The organism is Tateyamaria omphalii (genome assembly GCF_001969365.1).
Classification (GTDB): Bacteria; Pseudomonadota; Alphaproteobacteria; order Rhodobacterales; family Rhodobacteraceae; genus Tateyamaria; species Tateyamaria omphalii_A.
In genome coordinates this window covers 694,877-711,263 of sequence record NZ_CP019312.1, presented here as the reverse complement: position 1 = coordinate 711,263, position 16,387 = coordinate 694,877, and the positions used below count along the sequence as shown (strand labels likewise).

The window sequence follows — 16,387 nt, the reverse complement described above, 5'->3', positions numbered from 1 at the left end:
GAAACAGGTGCGCGCGCATTCGCCCCTGCGTGAGCTTAGATCGCGGAGGTCAGTGCGTCCGCCAGATCGGTGCGTTCCCAGCTGAACCCACCATCGGGGTCCGGCGCACGACCGAAATGGCCATAGGCCGCCGTGCGCTGATAGATCGGCTTGTTCAGCGACAGATGCTCGCGGATCCCGCGCGGCGTCAGATCCATCGCCTGGGCGACGGCACTCTCGATCTTGGCGTCCGGGACCTGGCCCGTCCCAAACGTATCGCAATAGATCGACAATGGTTTCGACACGCCGATGGCATAGGACAGCTGGATCGTACACTTCTCCGCCAGACCGGCGGCCACGACGTTCTTGGCGAGGTAGCGCGCCGCATAAGCCGCCGAGCGGTCTACCTTGGTCGGGTCCTTGCCCGAAAACGCGCCGCCACCATGCGGGGCTGCGCCGCCATAGGTGTCCACGATGATCTTGCGCCCGGTCAGACCCGCATCACCGTCAGGACCGCCAATCACAAACTTGCCTGTCGGGTTCACGTGCCATTCTGTTTCGGCCGTCAGCCACCCGTCCGGCAACACCTCTTCAATGTATGGGGCGACGATAGCGTGGATGTCGTGGCTGCTCAACGCATCGTCGAGATGCTGGGTCGACAGCACGAGCGAACTGATTCCCACCGGTTTGCCATCGCGGTAGATCACCGAAAGCTGCGACTTGGCATCGGGGCCCAATGCAGGTTCGCTGCCGTCCTTGCGGACCTCGGCCAGACGCCGCAGGATGGCGTGCGCGTAGTGGATGGGGGCCGGCATGAGTTCAGGCGTCTCGTTCGTTGCAAAGCCGAACATGATGCCCTGGTCCCCTGCCCCTTCATCCTTGTCGCCAGCCGCATCAACGCCCTGCGCAATGTGGGCGGACTGTTCGTGCAACAGGTTCGTGATCTCGCATGTGGCGTGATGGAACTTGTCCTGCTCATACCCGATGTCCTTGATACAAGCGCGTGCAATTTCGTCGATCTTGCCCATGTAATCGTGAAGCTTGTCCTGATCGCTCAGGCCAACTTCGCCGCCGATGACAACGCGGTCGGTCGTGGCAAATGTCTCGCAGGCGACGCGGGCTTCTGGCTCTTCTGCGATTAACGCATCAAGCACGGCGTCGGAGATACGGTCGCAGACTTTATCGGGGTGGCCCTCGGAAACGGATTCCGAAGTGAAGGTATAGTTTTTGCGGGACATGAGCGCTCCATTAGGTTCAATCACGCCACGTCAGGAAGCCGTTGTGGCGCGTCCGAACCCGCTTACGCCTCGGGCGCGGGGGCGTCAATGGGCTGCGCGCGACGTGTCTGTGCGCGGTGCAACACAGCACCAATCAAACCCAGCATCACAAGCAGAACCCAGGGTAGATCGCCCGTCCGGCTATAAAGTGTGGGCGCACCCGGTGCGGGCAGCCGTGCGTCCATGTATCCCGCCTGGTTGAGGGCCAGCGATGCCGTGATCCGACCCTCTGGATCAATGACGGCAGAGATGCCGGTGTTGGCCGCGCGGATCAGTGGCAGTCCCTGTTCAATGGCCCGCATCTGTGCTTGGGCAAGATGCTGTTGCGGGCCGGACCGCATGCCGAACCAGGCGTCGTTGGTCAGTTGCATCAGGAAGTCCGGACGCTCGGGAGACGCCCCTACGTCATGAGCGAAGACCGCCTCATAGCAGATAAGCGGCAGCGCTTTGCCAAGCGGTCCCATGTCCAGCAGCTGTGGGCCCGGTCCGGGCGTGTATCCGCCATCCACACGTTCCGCGATGGATTGAATGCCCAGCCTGCGAAACAGGCCCGGCAACGGCATGTATTCACCAAACGGCACCAGATGGTGCTTGTCATAGATCTGTGTGACGTGTCCTGTGGCATCAAGGGTCACGAGGCTGTTGTAATACTGTTCCGCCTCTTCGCGCTGGATCCCCAGGACCACCGGTGCGCCACGCGCTGCCTCGGCGATCACGTCCAGCGCCGGTTGTGCCTGGTCCAGCAGGTACGGCAAGGCGGTTTCGGGCCAGACGACAAGGTCGGGCACATCGCCATCGGCCGTGTAGTCAATCTGGCGATTGATGAAGGTCGGAATGCGCGCGGGATCCCACTTTTCCTGCTGCGGCGCATTCGGCTGGATAAGGCGGACGGTCTTGTCGGTCAGCGGGCTGTCCGCACTGCGCAACGGTATCACGTCGATCACCGCTGCCAAGGCGACGACAATTGCGACTTTGACCCACTCACGCGGCACAGCCCAAGCCAGACCTGCCGCGGCCATCATAACCAGCATCGTGCCATGTGGCCCGGCCCAGGACAGCAAGTGCCCGGCCATACCACCGACGAGAGCTTGAGGCGGCGTGGCCCAGGGAAAGCCGGTCAGAAGATAGGCGCGCAGCATTTCTGTCCCGGTCATCGCAAAGACCAGAACCCAGCTGTGTGCACCAGCCCAGCGCGAAAGGGCCAGGGCCGCCGCCCAGAAAAGCCCCAGGCCCACAGACATGAACAGCAACGCAAAGGGCGCCATCCAGCCCGTCGTCGCGGCATCAACCTGAAAGGGTTCGACGATCCAGGTCAGCGTGGCGGCAAAGTAACCGGCGCCAAGGGCCAGACCGAGCAGACCGGCCGACGTGACCGACCGCGCAATCGAGAGCAACCCAAAGGCAGCGATCAGAGGGATCAGGATCGCGATGGGCAGATCAAATGGCGCGTGGGCAAATGAACCCGCTGCACCGGCTGCCATCGCAAGCGGGACCTGCGCCCAGATCGGAGCATGCTCAATCCGGGCACGTAGTCTGGTCATTCAGCTGGCTCCGGTCCCGTCAGCCGCACGCGCATACGCTTGATGCGACGCGGGTCTGCGTCGATAACCTCGAACTGTGGGCCATCGGGATGCAACACGACCTCGCCCCGGGCGGGCACACGACCGGCAAGCATAAAGACCAGGCCGCCGAGCGTGTCGATCTCCTCCTCATCCACGTCGTCGTGGGTGGTCAGGGACACGCCAATCTCGGCCTCGAATTCCTTGAGCGGGGTTTTGGCGACCGCGAGGTAGCACCCGGTCTTTTCGCGGGTGAACAGCACACCTTCGTCCACGTCATGTTCATCCTCGATCTCGCCAATGACCTGCTCGATCAAGTCCTCGATGGTGACGAGGCCGTCGACGCCGCCATATTCGTCGATGACCAGCGCCATGTGCCGGCGTTCCGTCTGCATCTTGGTCAACAGGACGCCGATGGTCATGGATGGCGGTACAAACAGCAGCGGGCGCAGCCGCGCACGCAGATCGAAATTGGCCGCGCCGCCATTGAACCCGTGTTGCAGCGCCACGTCCTTGAGATGGGCAAAGCCGATGGGCGTGTCGAGCGTGCCCTCGAAAACCGGCAGGCGGGTATAGCCGCTTTCCTTGAACACTTGCACCAATTCATCCAGAGACACCGTGTCGGCGACGGCGGTGATGTCAGCCTTGGGGACGGCGACATCTTCGACCCGCAAACGGCGCAGGTTGATCATGCCATGAGATTGAGGGCGCAAGGCGGGCATGTCGGATGACGCATCATCGTTGTCATTCGGGCTGAGCGCGCCAATCACACGCGACAGAAAGCCACCGCTTTTCGAAGGTTTGGTCATGTCAGTGTCTGACTGCGCGCGTTGCGCCGCGTCAGACGATCCGTCGGTATCGCCCATTGGCTCCTATCCAAGTCACAGTTGGGGCCAGCCCCACAATAGCGCCTAATATGGGTCAGGCAGGCCCAGTTTGCCAAGTATTTCGACCTCCAACGCCTCCATACGCGTGGCGTCAAGGTCACGGATGTGGTCATAGCCCAGCAGATGTAACGTTCCGTGAACAAGCAAATGGGTCACGTGGGCGTCAAACGGCTTGCCCTGCTCCGCCGATTCCCGCGCGCAAGTGTCATAGGCGATGGCAATGTCGCCGAGGCTGAGCGTACCGCCGGGATCCGGCACCGGCGGGTGCGGCGCGGCGCCAGCCTCCTCTGATCCCAGATCCTCCTCGGGCCAGCTGAGCACGTTGGTTGGCATCTGTTTGCCGCGGAAATCCGCATTGAGCGCAGCGATGCGTGTGTCGTCACAGGCCAGCACCGACACAGACGCCTCGGGAATATCCTGATGCTCGACTGTGGCCGCGATGGCTGTTTGAGCCAGCATCGTAAGTCCGGCCTGCTGCCAGCGGTCGTCTTCGATCAGGATGTCGATATCGTGTGGCAGGTGTCGCAACCGGGGGCCAGCCCCCGGACCCCCGGGATTTTTTTGAACCAGAGAAGAAACTAGGTGCTCTCCGTATCGGCCTCATAGGCTTCGATGATTGCGGCCACAAGCGGATGCCTTACCACATCCTTCGATGTGAAATAGTTGAAGCTGATGTTGGGGATGGATTTGAGCAGGCGTTCCGCGTCCCAGAGCCCCGAGGCCACGCCGCGCGGCAAGTCGATCTGGGTGCGATCACCCGTGATGACCATGCGCGAGCCTTCGCCAAGACGCGTGAGAAACATCTTCATCTGCATGGTCGTGGCGTTCTGGGCTTCGTCCAGTACCACGAAGGCACGGCTGAGCGTGCGCCCCCGCATGAAGGCGAGCGGTGCAATCTCGATCGTCTTTTCCTCTTTCAGCTTCGCCAGCTGCTTGCCCGGCAGGAAGTCATTCAGCGCATCATAAAGCGGCTGCATGTAGGGATCGACTTTTTCTTCCTGTGTGCCGGGCAGGAAGCCCAGCCGCTCGCCAGCTTCCACAGCGGGGCGGCAGAGAATGATGCGATCCACATGCCCCGAAATGAACATCGAAACACCGACCGCCACGGCGAGATAAGTCTTGCCAGTGCCTGCAGGGCCAATGCCAAAGGCCATTTCATTGTCAAACAGTGACTGCACATATGCCTTTTGCGCGTCGGTGCGGGGTTCGACCAGCTTCTTGCGGGTCTTGATCTCGATCCGGTTGCCTACGGCCATTTCCAACTGGTCGCCCTGGCGGCTGCCGGTGCCTTGCTCGGACTGGCCCATGCGCAACTCGCGATCTACATCCGCCGGTTCGACGTCCTTGCCCGTCTCGAGCCGCAGGTAAAGGGCGTTCAGCACATCACCTGCCCGCTTCTGTGCGCCCTCGTCGCCCATCACCGCCAACACATTTCCCCGTCTCACAATTTGCACCTCAAGGGCGGATTCGATGGCCGTCAGATGACTGTCATAAGGACCGCACAGGTCAATCAGCAGACGGTTGTCGGGAAATTCCAGGACCAGTTCCTGGGTGGGTTGGTCTAGGGTCAAATGCGGCTCCTCGAGTCTCTGGTTGTCTCAGCGTCGCAAGTTCGCACAGAGGGTGCAACGGGCGCGGGCCGTATTTCATGCAAATGAAACAAAAAAGGCCGGGGCGCACCCTGCGCTCCGGCCCTTGTTTCTGTGGCGCAAAAAATCAATTCGGGTCGTTGACCCGCGATCCGCCTTTGAAGTCCCCGGCGGTGTAGGTGGGCTGCGCCACGCCGGAACAAACCGGCTTGCCATACTTGTCGAGCCGCGCCGACAGATATCCTTCGACACCGTCGTCGATGATCCAGTGGTCACAGCCGTTCGGATCCACCCAGATGCCAGCTTGAAGCTGGCTCAGGTCCTTGCGGTCGGTACCGCGGTCAATGGTCTTGTCTGCCGGCAGGCCATCGCCACAGGCGACCAGCGTCAGGCCTGCGATCACCAGCGGGACGAATTTCAACTTGGTCATGGTACGTCCCTTACTGAATGCAGATGATTTCGACACGGCGGTTGGCTGCCATGCCTTTGGCGGTGTTGTTGGGCTGCGCCGGGAGGCGTTCACCATAGCCGCGTACATCCGCAATCCGTGCGCCCGATTGCTGCGCCACCGCGGCAACCGCATTGGCCCGGTTGAGCGACAGGCGCAGGTTGTAGGCATCGCTTGCGCGGCTGTCGGTGTGACCGGTGATGATAAAGGCCTGGGCCGTCGAGCCGCGGAAGAATTCGGCCAGCCGCTGCTTGCCCGCCGCGTGAATGCGGAAGCTGTCGGTGCCAAAGAACTGGTCGGTGTTCATAACACCGCACAGATTGCCACGACGGCAGACTGGGATGCCCTTGCGGTTGACGTGCGGGGTCATGTAGCCCTCGGCCCCGTCGTCCATCACCCAGTGCTCACACCCGTCCGGATCAACCCAGATTGTCGGAATGTACTGTCCCAGGTCACGGCCCTGTTGCGACGGCGTGTTCGTGCTGAAAGTCTGTGCAGATACGTCCGCAACCATGAGCGACGTCAACGCCACCGCGGTGGCAGCCGCCGTGGTCATAAGCCTATCAACTGTTTTCGAAATGAATTTCGCCACAGCCCTGTCCTTTTTTGTTGGTCCCCCACAAGGATCACCAACATGCCTGAAATCAGGCGGACCCTTGCTACACTGCTAGGAACCGTAGGAAAAAATTAACGATCTGTGAACCCGTTTTTACCAGATATTGTGCCCTCAATGGGCAGACTTACAACTGACCCGAGCCTTTTCTGCCCAAATTGGCGGCAATGGCTCCGGCTCAGGCGATCACGCCGGCCAGGGAGTTTGCTGCAGCGTCAACGATTCTCACCGCTGCGATGTCACCGATGCCAACAGGGGCATCTGCGACATGGACCGCGTGCAGATACTCGCTTTTGCCGCCCATTTGACCGGGCAGGCGCCCTGGTTTTTCAAAGAGCACGTTGACGGTTCGACCGACCATGCTGTTCTGAATGTCGCGCTGCTGGCGTGTGATCAGCGCCTGAAGCCGCTGCAGCCGGTCATCCGCCTCAGCCGGGTCGACCTGCGCACGTTCTGCCGCCGGTGTGCCGGGGCGCGTCGAATACTTGAAGCTGTAGGCATAGCCGTAGGTCACCTCTTCGACCAAATCGAGCGTGGCCTGGAAATCCGCTTCCGTTTCCTCTGGGAAGCCTACGATGAAGTCGCCGGACATCAGAATGTCGGGCCGCGCGGCGCGGATGCGTTCGATCAGGCGCAGATAGCTGTCCGCCGTGTGGCTGCGGTTCATGCGCTTGAGGATCCGGTCGCTGCCCGACTGCACGGGCAAGTGCAGGTAAGGCATCAGCTTTGGGCATGTGCCATGCGCCTCGATCAGATCGTCGGTCATGTCATTGGGGTGGCTGGTGGTAAAGCGGATGCGCTCCAGCCCGTCGACCTTGTCGAGGTCCCAGATCAGCTTGGCCAGAGTGTAGTCCGACCCGTCCGGCCCGGCGCCGTGATAGGCATTGACGTTCTGGCCCAGAAGCGTGATCTCGCGCACGCCGCGCTCAACCAGATCGCGCGCTTCGGTCAGGATCCGGTCCACCGGGCGGCTGACCTCGGCCCCGCGGGTATAGGGGACAACGCAAAAGGCGCAGAACTTGTCGCACCCTTCCTGCACCGTCAGGAACGCGGTCGGACCGCGCTGTGCCTTGGGCCGCCCTTTCAGCTTCTCAAACTTGTCTTCTTCGGGAAAATCGGTGTCGAGCGCCTTTTCACCGGCGCGCGTCTTCGCCTCCATCTCGGGCAGGCGGTGGTAGCTTTGCGGGCCCACGACCAGATCGACCATGGGCTGGCGGCGCATGATCTCCTGTCCTTCGGCTTGCGCCACGCAGCCCGCCACGCCGATCTTCAGATCGGGTTTGTCGGCCTTCAGCCCCTTGTAGCGGCCAAGCTCGGAATAGATTTTCTCGGCCGCCTTCTCACGGATGTGGCAGGTGTTCAGCAGGATCATGTCTGCGTCATCCGGCGACCGGGTTTCAACATACCCCTGCCCGCCCAGCGCTTCGGCCATGCGTTCGCTGTCATAGACGTTCATCTGACAGCCATAGGTCTTGATAAAGAGCTTTTTGGGCGTCGTCATGGGCTTGCGTCCCGGATTGTGCGGATGGAAGCCGTCGCTTACCAGTCCCTCGGGTGTCTTGCAATGCGGCCCAGATTAACGGAAATTTGACGTCACGGGCGCCACAAGGAACAGGCCATGCATTTCGACAGTCTGAGCAGTTTTCTCAACGACGCCGACGCGGTTCCCAAGAAAGGACCCGTGGCCCTGATCCTGGCCGAAGACGATGTCGAACTGGACACCACGTTGCGGCACCATCAGCAGGCCGGCTTCAAGCACATCATCGCATTCATGGCCAAGCGCCTCACCCTCGCGCGTGACCTGTCCGAAGCGGTGATCCGCATCGACTTCGACGCATCGGCCGCTGGCGCTTTGGAAACGGCAGTCAATGCCCTGATCAAGGCCGTGCCGGAAGGGACGTGGATGTTTTACTGCTACAACGCAGAATTTCTGTTTCACCCGTTCTGCGAAACCCGATCTGTCGGAGAGATGCTGGCCTTTCATGCGGAAGAGCGGCGCGACGCCATGCTGACCTATGTCGTCGATCTTTATGCAGAGGACCTGTGGGCGTGTCCGAATGCGGTATCGCTGGACCATGCGCATCTTGACCGGTCCGGCTACTATGCCCTGGCGCGCAAGGGGCTGAATGGACATCCGAAGGATCGGCAGCTCGATTTCTTTGGCGGGCTGCGCTGGCGGTTCGAGGAACACGTGCCCGAAGCGCGGCGCAAGATCGACCGGATTTCGCTGTTCAAGACCAAGCCCGGTCTAAAGCTGCTGGCCGATCACACGTTCAACGACGAAGAATACAACACCTATGCCTGTCAGTGGCACCACAACCTGACTGCGGCGATCTGTTCGTTTCGGACAGCCAAGGCCCTGAAACTGAACCCCGGCAGCACCTATGACATAGAGACGTTCAAATGGCACAACTCAGCCGCTTTTGAATGGCATTCGCGCCAGCTGCTGGACCTTGGGCTTATGGAACCGGGGCAATGGTTCTGAGGCGGTCGCCGGACGTCTAAAGGCGGTCAGCCAGGTCGCGGACGGTAACAGTGACCGTCCCGGCGGAGGTTTGAATGGCCTCGGACATCGCCTTGACCTCGGAGGCGATGACGCCAAAGGCGCGGCCCGCGTCACCCGCCCGCGCAGCCTCAACCGAGGCGTTGAGCGATATCAGGCGCACCATCTTGCTGATCGAAAGAATATCGGTGACAGCGGCATCTGCCCTCGCGCGCATGGTTTCGGCATATGCGACCCGCGACTGCTCCTGCGCCTCAACCTCACCGGTCAGGATGTCCAGCAAGGCGACGATTTCCGGGGCGAGCTCTGTGATGATGTAGTGGGATGTCTCGCGATGAAGTGCCTTGGCCCGCTTCGGATCGTCGAGTGCGACATCGTGGAGACGAAGCAGTTTTCCTGCTGTCACCCGAAACGGTTCGGCCCTTTGCGGCGCGCGATTGAGGCAGTCGCGAAACCAGTCCAGCGCACCGGGGTGGTATTCCGGAATGTCCGCGGACAGATCAAAGTACCGCATGACGGCATCAAGCGCGGCTCGCGCACGTCCGATATCTGCCACGACACGCGCGCGATCCTCTTCATCGTCCAGATAAGGCAACAGCGCACAATCGTAGTTTAACCACGTACCAACCGCCCGAAATTCGTGCGGAACGGCCGCCAGCGCCCGACATTGCAACTGCAATACCCGCGTCAGCGGCGCGTCAGGATCGTTGGGGTCCACATCGAACAAGTTTGGGCGTTCCGTTTCCTCGGATGCCCCATGCGTTATCAAAAATGTATTATTGGTCGGTAAAGGCGCGCCTAGCTTTTGCGGCGCAACCGGATCACGACGTCAACGGATGCAATCTCTGCACCTTCGGGCGCATCCGGCAATTGTGCAATGACCAGCTCGTCCGACGGTGCATCCGTCAGCTTTGCCTCATCTTCCCAGAAGAAATGCGGGTGGTCGTGGGTGTTGGTGTCGAAATAGCTTTTCGACCCGTCAACCGTGACTTCCTGCATCAATCCGACGTCACAGAACGCCCGCAGCGTGTTGTAGACGGTGGCAAGCGATACGGCTTCGCCCTCGGCCTTGGCCGATTCAAACAGGCTTTCCGCCGTGACATGTCGGTGCTGACCGTCGCCGATCAACAAGGTGGCCAGCGTCACACGCTGCCGCGTCGGGCGCAGCCCGGCCCCGGCCAGCCATCTGATACCTGTCTCTTGCTGCGTTTGGGTCATACCGTCCTCGTGGCGTTACCTTACATATAAAGGGCCATCGTTTTGCAATTCAATCGCAAAACAGGTTCGAGGGGTGGATGCGCATTATGCCACACGTCCGAAAAAGCCCATCTGTTCGTCCGCGGTAAAGGCGCAGCCGGGTGTATCATAGTGCGACAGCACGGACACAATACGCGAGGTTCCCGGTCCCACGGTCGACACGCGATGGGCCGTGTTCACACCCAGAAAGACATTCAGCGTCCCCGCTGACTGTGCCAGCGTCGTGGGCGCGATCCGGCCCGCCAACAGCTCAGCAATGCCCGCGTGATTGGGATCATCGTCCCGGCGCAGGTCCTTGGCATATTCGAAAAGTCCCCCATGGCTCGCCTCCTGCAACAGCAACGTGGTGGTAAAGATCGAGCGGTCGAAATGCCAGTTCAGCGCCTCGCCCGGGCGGTATTCCAGCACGTTCAGCCCCGCCAACGCATCGTCCATCGTATAAAGCTGCGCCTTGTCCATGACCGCGGCAAGGAACGTTGCGAACTCCGGCCACTGATAAATCTCGTCCAACGCCGTGCCGCGCATCTGGTCATGGCACAAGGTGTGATTGGCGGTTTCGACCTTCTTCAGCGCCGGGTGATCAGGTGCCAAACCATCGACCGCATCCTTGAAATAGATGTTGTGGGCACGGCGGTGGTGAAAGCTCTCGACTGCCATACGTGGGTGTACGTCACCCAAAACGTCTGCCAGTGCTTGCGGTTGCATGAACCCCTCTAAATTGAACAAGCCATCGCGCGCCAACCCGGATTTGGCGTGATGGACCAGCGCGTGCCAAGCAGCCGACTGGGGCCTGTGCAGCGGATAGCGGTCAAGGTCGATGATGTGCTCCATACGACCGACCGTGCACCGCCTCGTTCAACCTGACAAGCCAAGTCCACTGCCCTTGCGCCCTTTGCCCGCACGGTGCTAGAGGGGCCGGAACCCTGTGACGGGACCAGATGCGCGACCAATACGAGGCCCCAATGGCAGACTACCCCACCCGTTTTGACAAAGAAGACCTGTTGAAATGCGCCCGCGGCGAGCTGTTTGGCCCCGGAAACGCGCAACTGCCCGAACCGCCGATGCTGATGATGGACCGGATCACCGACATCTCCGGCGACGGCGGCGCGCACGGCAAGGGCCATGTGGTGGCTGAATTCGATATCGTGCCGGACCTGTGGTTCTTTGAGTGCCACTTCCCCGGCAACCCGATCATGCCGGGATGCCTCGGCCTTGACGGTCTGTGGCAACTGACCGGTTTCAACCTTGGCTGGCGCGGTTGGCTGGGGCGCGGCTATGCGCTGGGTGTCGGCGAGGTAAAGCTGACCGGCATGGTCCGCCCTGACCGCAAGATGTTGACCTATTACGTTGATTTCACCAAGGCCGTTCAAACCCGACGCCTGACCATGGGCGTGGCCGACGGGCGGGTGGAAGCCGACGGCGAAGTGATCTATCAGGTCAAGGACATGAAAGTCGCCCTGTCAGAAAGCTGACCTGTCGGAGCGAGGCCAGAAAGGACCCTGATCATGCGCCGCGTTGTTATCACCGGTTTGGGAATCGTGTCGTCCATCGGCAACAATTCCGAGGAGGTTCTCGCCTCCCTGAAGTCCGGCACCTCCGGGATCGTCGCAAGCGAAGAGATGGCAGAGCATGGCTTTCGCAGCCAGATCGCCGGGACGCTCAAACTGGACGTCAAGGAACACGTGGACAAGCGCGCGCTGCGGTTCATGGGACCCGGAGCCGCATACGCCCATATTGCGATGACACAAGCCATTGCGGATGCAGGGCTTGAGGAAAGCGACATCGTGAACCCGCGCACCGGTTTGGTTGCCGGTTCGGGCGGCCCGTCCACCTCGGCCATGCTCACGGCGCACCAGACTGTCCTGAAAACCGGCGGGACCAAGCGAATCGGCCCCTTTGCCGTGCCCAAGTGCATGTCCTCGACCATCAGCGCGAACCTGGCCACGGGGTTCAGGATCAAGGGCATCAACTATTCGATCACCAGCGCCTGCTCGACCTCGCTGCACTGCATCGGCAACGCGGCAGAACAGATCATGCTGGGCAAGCAGGACGTGATGTTCGCAGGTGGCGGAGAAGAGCTGGACTGGACGCTGTCCTGTCTCTTTGACGCGATGGGCGCGATGTCGTCCAAATTCAATGACACGCCGGAAAAGGCCAGCCGCGCCTTCGATGCGGACCGGGACGGGTTCGTGATTTCCGGCGGCGGCGGCATACTCGTGCTTGAAGAGCTTGAACACGCCCGCGCCCGTGGAGCCAAGATCTACGCCGAGGTGACCGGATACGCTGCCACATCGGATGGCCACGACATGGTGGCCCCCTCGGGTGAAGGTGCCGAACTGGCCATGAAACTGGCCCTCGACACCCTGCCCGAAGGGCGGGCGGTCGGGTACATCAATGCCCACGGCACGTCGACACCGGCAGGTGACGTGCCGGAAATGGAGGCCGTGCGGCGCGCCTTTGCAGGACGCACGCAACCGGTTGTGAGTTCGACCAAGTCGATGACAGGCCATGCGCAAGGCGCCGCTGGCGCTCTGGAGGCTGTGTTCTGTCTGTTGATGCTGGAGCATGACTTCATCACGCCATCCATCAATGTCGACACGCTGGATCCTGCCTTTGAGGCGGGTGAGGTGGCGACGGCCTTGGTCGAGAACGCGGGGCTCGACAGCGTCATGACCAACTCCTTCGGCTTCGGCGGCACCAACGGATCCATGATCCTTTCCAAATTTCACGGGTAACATTTCGCTATGACGGGATTGCTGACAGGAAAACGCGGCCTTGTGATGGGCGTGGCCAACGACCGGTCGATTGCGTGGGGCATTGCCAAAGCGCTGCACGGGGCCGGGGCCGAACTTGCCTTTACCTACCAGGGTGAAGCTTTCGGCAAGCGGCTCGAACCGCTGGCGGCAAGTGTCGGCTCGGACTTCATGGTCGATGTGGACGTCACCGATGACGCGTCACTGGATGCCGCATTCGAGGGCTTGCAGGCGCGCTGGCCGACCATCGACTTTCTGGTCCATGCCATTGCCTATTCCGACAAGTCGGAACTGACGGGCCGGTTCCTGAACACCAGCCGGTCGAACTTCAAGCATTCCATGGAAATCTCCGCCTATTCCTTTGTCGAGGTCGCGCGCCGCGCGCATCCGATGATGGTCGACAATGGCGGTACACTTCTGACGCTCACCTACCTGGGGTCGAACCGTGTTGTGCCAAACTACAACGTCATGGGCGTTGCCAAGGCAGCACTGGAATCTGCCACGCGCTATCTGGCCAACGATCTGGGCCCCGAAGGGATTCGTGTGAACGCCATCTCGCCCGGCCCGATGAAAACGCTGGCGGGCTCCGCCATTGCAGGCGCGCGCAAGACCTACAAGCACACGGACCAGAACGCGCCGATGCGGTCAAACGCAACGCTCGATGCTGTGGGCGGAACGGCTGTATATCTGTGCTCCGATGCGGGGGCCTGCACCACGGGCGAAGTCATACGCGTCGACGGCGGCTTCCACGTGCTGGGCATGCCGCAGCCTGATCACCTCTAGGATCTGCCGACGGCGGAGCGTCAGACCTGGGGTGGGTGGGGGAGCCAAGCGACGGAAAGTCGGCATGCGCGCGTTCAAATCACATAAAGACCAGAACGCTGGGCACTCAGCCAATCGCGCTATTAGGGCGCGGATCGCATTTGCACGGCAACCTTAACCAAGGCTCAACCATTACGCCTGCAAACTGCCCACACCCGCCCAAAAATTGCCAACTTTATCAACTAGGCATCAACCATGTTCGCGAAACCCAAAGACCCGGCACAGCATGCGCGCATCCTTGAACGACGCGCTGCGCGTACCCGTCGATCAAACTGGCTGCGCCGTCTCGTGTTCTCTCTGACGGGCGTGGGCCTGATGTTGCTTTTGCGCATGAACCCAGGCCTGGTCGAGGATGTGATCGCCATGGCCCATGACGTGCCGCCGCGCGCTCAGCAGGACAGCAGTTTCGACGCACCCCGCGATGTCCATGTGCGGCGCATGCCCACAGACGCCGTGCCTGTGCACCGCCTTGGCGCAACATCGCCCGCAGATCCACAACAGATCGACGCGCAGGCACAAGCCAACGACGTCGCAAGCACTTTGCGCACGCTTGTACCCGGCGGTTGACGGGACGGTGGGTGGGGCGTCGTTCCGCGCCCGCGTGAACGCGCGTCAGCCAGCGTCGACCGACACGACCTCGAAATCGAATACCAGATCCTTGCCCGCCAGCGGGTGATTGGCATCCAGCATGATCTCTTCCGCGCCCAGCTCGACCACCGTAACAGGCATCGGCTGGCCCTGCGGCGTCTGCATCTGCAATTGCAGCCCGACCTCCAGCGCGATGTCGTCTGGAATGGCATCGCGCGGCACGCCCTGACGCAAGGCCGGGTTGATCGGTCCATAGGCTTGATCGCAGGGAATATTCACCTTTTTCGTCTCGCCCTCGGCCATACCGGGCAGGGCAACATCAAGGCCCGGAATGATCTGGCCCGAGCCGACGACGAACTCCAGCGGATCGCTCCCGTCCGAACTGTCAAAGACGGTGCCATCCAGCAAGGTGCCGGTGTAGTGGATGCGCACCGTGTCGCCGTTCTTGATTGTCGCCATGGTCCGTCTCCCAATCCTTTGTCCGCCCGACAGATGCCACACCCTGCCCGGCGCTGTTAGTGGGGTAAACCCCACCTCGCCCCTTTTCGTCCCGCGCGCCGCGTGCCAGTCTGCCGACAAAGGAGAGCGCCATGCCCATCACCACCTGTGTTTTCGATGCCTATGGCACCCTCTTTGACGTCGCCGCAGCGGCACGTACAGCAGCCTCCGAACCGGAATTTGCACATCTGGCCGAAAAGTGGCCCACCCTGGCCGAAGATTGGCGCCTGAAACAGTTGCAATACACTTGGCTGCGCGCCATCACCGATGCCCATACGGACTTTTGGAAGGTGACCCAGGACGGTCTCGATTGGGCGCTTGAGCGCAGCGGGCTGGGCGACGACGCGGCGCTGCGCGCACGGCTGCTGGCGCTGTATTGGGAATTGCAGGCCTACCCGGAAGTGCCCGGAATGCTGCACGCCCTGAAAGACGCCGGTCTCAACACCGCAATCCTCTCCAACGGCTCCCCCGACATGCTGAACGGCGCCGTCCAGTCGGCCGGTATCACGGCCGTTCTGGACGACTGCCTGTCCGTCGAAAGCGTCGGCATCTTCAAGCCGGACGCACGCGTCTACGACCTCGTGGGCCAGCGCTTTGGCTGCGCGCGCGACGAGGTGCTGTTCGTCTCCTCCAATGGGTGGGACGCGGCGGGTGCGACCGGCTACGGCTTCACCACGGCCTGGGTCAACCGCGCACGCGACCCAATGGACCGCCTGCCCTGGACACCCGCCCATGTGCTGAGCGACCTCACGCCCATCCCGGAGCTTGCCACCGCATGACCACCTTTCAAACGTCGGACGGCCTCACCCTTTATTTCGAGGATGACGGCCAGGGCCTTCCCCTGCTTTGCCTGCCCGGGCTGACACGCACAACCCGGGACTTTCAGTACGTCACGCCGCATCTGCCCCCCTGTCGCCTCATCAAGATGGACTACCGCGGACGCGGGCAATCACAGTGGGATAAAAACTGGCAGAACTACGCCCTGCCCATCGAGATCCGCGACGTGATGGAATTGATGGACCACCTGTCACTGTCTTCGGTCGCGATCCTCGGCACCTCCCGCGGCGGGCTGAACGCAATGGGCCTGGCCGCTGCGGCACCCGACCGGCTTATTGGCGCGGCGCTGAACGATGTGGGGCCTGAACTTGATCCTGCGGGCCTCGCCGGCATCATGACCTATCTCGGCAAACGCCCCGCAGCCAAAACCCATCAGGATGTTGCCGCCGCTTTGCCGCACGTCCTCAAGGGGTTTGAAGGCGTGCGGCCCGAACGGTGGATGCAAGAAGCGCAGACGCATTTCGTAGAAACCGACGATGGCCTCGACATCACCTATGATCCCCGCCTGCGCAACGCGGTCGAGGCGGGCGGCGACATGCCTGACCTCTGGCCGTTCTTCGATGCGCTTGCGGGCAAACCGCTCGCCTTGCTCCGCGGCGCCGGATCGGACCTGCTCAGCGCCGAAACCGCCCGAAAAATGCAGGACCGCCGTCCGGATATGATCTATGCCGAGGTGCCGGGCCGTGGGCACGTCCCCTTCCTTGACGAACCGGACGCTGTCATGGCCCTTCATGCCTGGATGGAGCGGATGACGTGAATATTGAAATGATCCGAGCC

19 protein-coding genes and 1 riboswitch are annotated in these 16,387 nt (G+C 61.6%); of the genes, 7 read left to right on the top strand and 12 right to left on the bottom strand.

Features of this window, described 5'->3' with window-relative positions:
* Positions 1-35: 35 nt before the first annotated feature.
* From metK to miaB, 8 genes are all read right to left on the bottom strand, one after another.
* Positions 36-1,217, bottom strand: coding sequence for a methionine adenosyltransferase (gene metK / locus BWR18_RS03465; protein WP_076626723.1), 1,182 nt, complete (start codon positions 1,215-1,217; stop codon positions 36-38).
* Between the two features lie 3 nt (positions 1,218-1,220).
* Positions 1,221-1,270: riboswitch (SAM-SAH riboswitch) on the bottom strand.
* Positions 1,271-1,279: 9 nt separating this feature from the next.
* Positions 1,280-2,797 carry an apolipoprotein N-acyltransferase gene (gene lnt, locus BWR18_RS03460; RefSeq protein WP_076626722.1) on the bottom strand — a complete coding sequence of 506 codons (1,518 nt, stop codon included), beginning with the start codon at positions 2,795-2,797 and terminating at the stop codon, positions 1,280-1,282.
* On the bottom strand, positions 2,794-3,681 hold the full coding sequence (locus BWR18_RS03455; RefSeq protein WP_076626721.1) for a hemolysin family protein: 888 nt from the start codon (positions 3,679-3,681) through the stop codon (positions 2,794-2,796). Before BWR18_RS03455 ends, lnt begins: the two co-directional genes overlap by 4 nt.
* A 45-nt stretch (positions 3,682-3,726) precedes the next feature.
* Positions 3,727-4,161, bottom strand: coding sequence for an rRNA maturation RNase YbeY (ybeY, locus tag BWR18_RS03450; protein ID WP_076630094.1), 435 nt, complete (start codon positions 4,159-4,161; stop codon positions 3,727-3,729).
* A gap of 119 nt (positions 4,162-4,280) precedes the next feature.
* Positions 4,281-5,273, bottom strand: a complete 993-nt coding sequence (locus BWR18_RS03445; protein ID WP_076626720.1) for a PhoH family protein — start codon at positions 5,271-5,273, stop codon at positions 4,281-4,283.
* Between the two features lie 145 nt (positions 5,274-5,418).
* Positions 5,419-5,721 carry a hypothetical protein gene (locus BWR18_RS03440; protein ID WP_076626719.1) on the bottom strand — a complete coding sequence of 101 codons (303 nt, stop codon included), beginning with the start codon at positions 5,719-5,721 and terminating at the stop codon, positions 5,419-5,421.
* Between the two features lie 10 nt (positions 5,722-5,731).
* On the bottom strand, positions 5,732-6,295 hold the full coding sequence (locus BWR18_RS03435; protein ID WP_076626718.1) for an OmpA family protein: 564 nt from the start codon (positions 6,293-6,295) through the stop codon (positions 5,732-5,734).
* Positions 6,296-6,530: 235 nt separating this feature from the next.
* Complete coding sequence (gene miaB, locus BWR18_RS03430; RefSeq protein WP_076626717.1) at positions 6,531-7,853, bottom strand: tRNA (N6-isopentenyl adenosine(37)-C2)-methylthiotransferase MiaB; 1,323 nt, start codon at positions 7,851-7,853, stop codon at positions 6,531-6,533.
* Between the two features lie 117 nt (positions 7,854-7,970).
* On the opposite strand from miaB, the gene BWR18_RS03425 reads away from it, so the two are divergent.
* Positions 7,971-8,837: a glycosyltransferase family 2 protein gene (locus tag BWR18_RS03425; protein WP_076626716.1), complete on the top strand. Its 867-nt coding sequence runs from the start codon at positions 7,971-7,973 to the stop codon at positions 8,835-8,837.
* 16 nt (positions 8,838-8,853) lie between these two features.
* On the opposite strand, the gene BWR18_RS03420 is transcribed toward BWR18_RS03425, so the two are convergent.
* The 3 genes from BWR18_RS03420 to BWR18_RS03410 form a co-directional block, all read right to left on the bottom strand.
* Positions 8,854-9,573 (bottom strand): methyl-accepting chemotaxis protein, encoded by a 720-nt coding sequence (locus BWR18_RS03420; protein WP_254684999.1) that lies wholly within the window; start codon positions 9,571-9,573, stop codon positions 8,854-8,856.
* Positions 9,574-9,653: 80 nt separating this feature from the next.
* On the bottom strand, positions 9,654-10,073 hold the full coding sequence (irrA, locus tag BWR18_RS03415) for an iron response transcriptional regulator IrrA (RefSeq protein ID WP_076626714.1): 420 nt from the start codon (positions 10,071-10,073) through the stop codon (positions 9,654-9,656).
* 84 nt (positions 10,074-10,157) lie between these two features.
* The gene (locus tag BWR18_RS03410) at positions 10,158-10,943 is read right to left on the bottom strand and encodes a 2OG-Fe(II) oxygenase (RefSeq protein ID WP_076626713.1); all 786 of its coding nucleotides are present in this window, start codon (positions 10,941-10,943) and stop codon (positions 10,158-10,160) included.
* 131 nt (positions 10,944-11,074) lie between these two features.
* On the opposite strand from BWR18_RS03410, the gene fabA reads away from it, so the two are divergent.
* The 4 genes from fabA (at position 11,075) to BWR18_RS03390 (ending at position 14,254) form a co-directional block, all read left to right on the top strand.
* Positions 11,075-11,584: a bifunctional 3-hydroxydecanoyl-ACP dehydratase/trans-2-decenoyl-ACP isomerase gene (gene fabA / locus BWR18_RS03405; RefSeq protein ID WP_076630093.1), complete on the top strand. Its 510-nt coding sequence runs from the start codon at positions 11,075-11,077 to the stop codon at positions 11,582-11,584.
* A gap of 33 nt (positions 11,585-11,617) precedes the next feature.
* The gene (gene fabB / locus BWR18_RS03400) at positions 11,618-12,847 is read left to right on the top strand and encodes a beta-ketoacyl-ACP synthase I (protein ID WP_076626712.1); all 1,230 of its coding nucleotides are present in this window, start codon (positions 11,618-11,620) and stop codon (positions 12,845-12,847) included.
* A 9-nt stretch (positions 12,848-12,856) separates the two neighbouring features.
* Positions 12,857-13,648: an enoyl-ACP reductase FabI gene (locus BWR18_RS03395; RefSeq protein ID WP_076626711.1), complete on the top strand. Its 792-nt coding sequence runs from the start codon at positions 12,857-12,859 to the stop codon at positions 13,646-13,648.
* Positions 13,649-13,882: 234 nt separating this feature from the next.
* Entirely contained in the window at positions 13,883-14,254 is a 372-nt protein-coding gene (locus BWR18_RS03390; protein WP_076626710.1) for a hypothetical protein, read from the top strand.
* A gap of 45 nt (positions 14,255-14,299) precedes the next feature.
* Here BWR18_RS03390 and BWR18_RS03385 read toward each other — a convergent pair whose 3' ends face one another.
* Positions 14,300-14,734 carry an FKBP-type peptidyl-prolyl cis-trans isomerase gene (locus BWR18_RS03385; protein ID WP_076626709.1) on the bottom strand — a complete coding sequence of 145 codons (435 nt, stop codon included), beginning with the start codon at positions 14,732-14,734 and terminating at the stop codon, positions 14,300-14,302.
* Between the two features lie 131 nt (positions 14,735-14,865).
* Here BWR18_RS03385 and BWR18_RS03380 point away from each other — a divergent pair, with 131 nt between their 5' ends.
* Together BWR18_RS03380 and BWR18_RS03375 are read left to right on the top strand one after the other, a co-directional pair.
* Entirely contained in the window at positions 14,866-15,552 is a 687-nt protein-coding gene (locus tag BWR18_RS03380; RefSeq protein ID WP_076626708.1) for a haloacid dehalogenase type II, read from the top strand.
* A complete protein-coding gene (locus BWR18_RS03375) occupies positions 15,549-16,367 on the top strand; it encodes an alpha/beta fold hydrolase (protein WP_076626707.1) in 819 nt (272 codons plus the stop codon). The genes BWR18_RS03380 and BWR18_RS03375 overlap by 4 nt, the downstream gene beginning before the upstream one ends.
* Positions 16,368-16,387: the final 20 nt, after the last annotated feature.

What these genes read in the sequence shown, in the direction of transcription:
- metK (WP_076626723.1), bottom strand. Translation starts at nt 1,217, where the DNA reads ATGTCCCGCAAAAACTATACCTTCACTTCGGAATCCGTTTCCGAGGGC.
- lnt (WP_076626722.1), bottom strand. Translation starts at nt 2,797, where the DNA reads ATGACCAGACTACGTGCCCGGATTGAGCATGCTCCGATCTGGGCGCAG.
- BWR18_RS03455 (WP_076626721.1), bottom strand. Translation starts at nt 3,681, where the DNA reads ATGGGCGATACCGACGGATCGTCTGACGCGGCGCAACGCGCGCAGTCA.
- ybeY (WP_076630094.1), bottom strand. Translation starts at nt 4,161, where the DNA reads ATGCTGGCTCAAACAGCCATCGCGGCCACAGTCGAGCATCAGGATATT.
- BWR18_RS03440 (WP_076626719.1), bottom strand. Translation starts at nt 5,721, where the DNA reads ATGACCAAGTTGAAATTCGTCCCGCTGGTGATCGCAGGCCTGACGCTG.
- BWR18_RS03435 (WP_076626718.1), bottom strand. Translation starts at nt 6,295, where the DNA reads ATGACCACGGCGGCTGCCACCGCGGTGGCGTTGACGTCGCTCATGGTT.
- miaB (WP_076626717.1), bottom strand. Translation starts at nt 7,853, where the DNA reads ATGACGACGCCCAAAAAGCTCTTTATCAAGACCTATGGCTGTCAGATG.
- BWR18_RS03425 (WP_076626716.1), top strand. Translation starts at nt 7,971, where the DNA reads ATGCATTTCGACAGTCTGAGCAGTTTTCTCAACGACGCCGACGCGGTT.
- irrA (WP_076626714.1), bottom strand. Translation starts at nt 10,073, where the DNA reads ATGACCCAAACGCAGCAAGAGACAGGTATCAGATGGCTGGCCGGGGCC.
- BWR18_RS03410 (WP_076626713.1), bottom strand. Translation starts at nt 10,943, where the DNA reads ATGGAGCACATCATCGACCTTGACCGCTATCCGCTGCACAGGCCCCAG.
- fabA (WP_076630093.1), top strand. Translation starts at nt 11,075, where the DNA reads ATGGCAGACTACCCCACCCGTTTTGACAAAGAAGACCTGTTGAAATGC.
- fabB (WP_076626712.1), top strand. Translation starts at nt 11,618, where the DNA reads ATGCGCCGCGTTGTTATCACCGGTTTGGGAATCGTGTCGTCCATCGGC.
- BWR18_RS03395 (WP_076626711.1), top strand. Translation starts at nt 12,857, where the DNA reads ATGACGGGATTGCTGACAGGAAAACGCGGCCTTGTGATGGGCGTGGCC.
- BWR18_RS03390 (WP_076626710.1), top strand. Translation starts at nt 13,883, where the DNA reads ATGTTCGCGAAACCCAAAGACCCGGCACAGCATGCGCGCATCCTTGAA.
- BWR18_RS03385 (WP_076626709.1), bottom strand. Translation starts at nt 14,734, where the DNA reads ATGGCGACAATCAAGAACGGCGACACGGTGCGCATCCACTACACCGGC.
- BWR18_RS03380 (WP_076626708.1), top strand. Translation starts at nt 14,866, where the DNA reads ATGCCCATCACCACCTGTGTTTTCGATGCCTATGGCACCCTCTTTGAC.
- BWR18_RS03375 (WP_076626707.1), top strand. Translation starts at nt 15,549, where the DNA reads ATGACCACCTTTCAAACGTCGGACGGCCTCACCCTTTATTTCGAGGAT.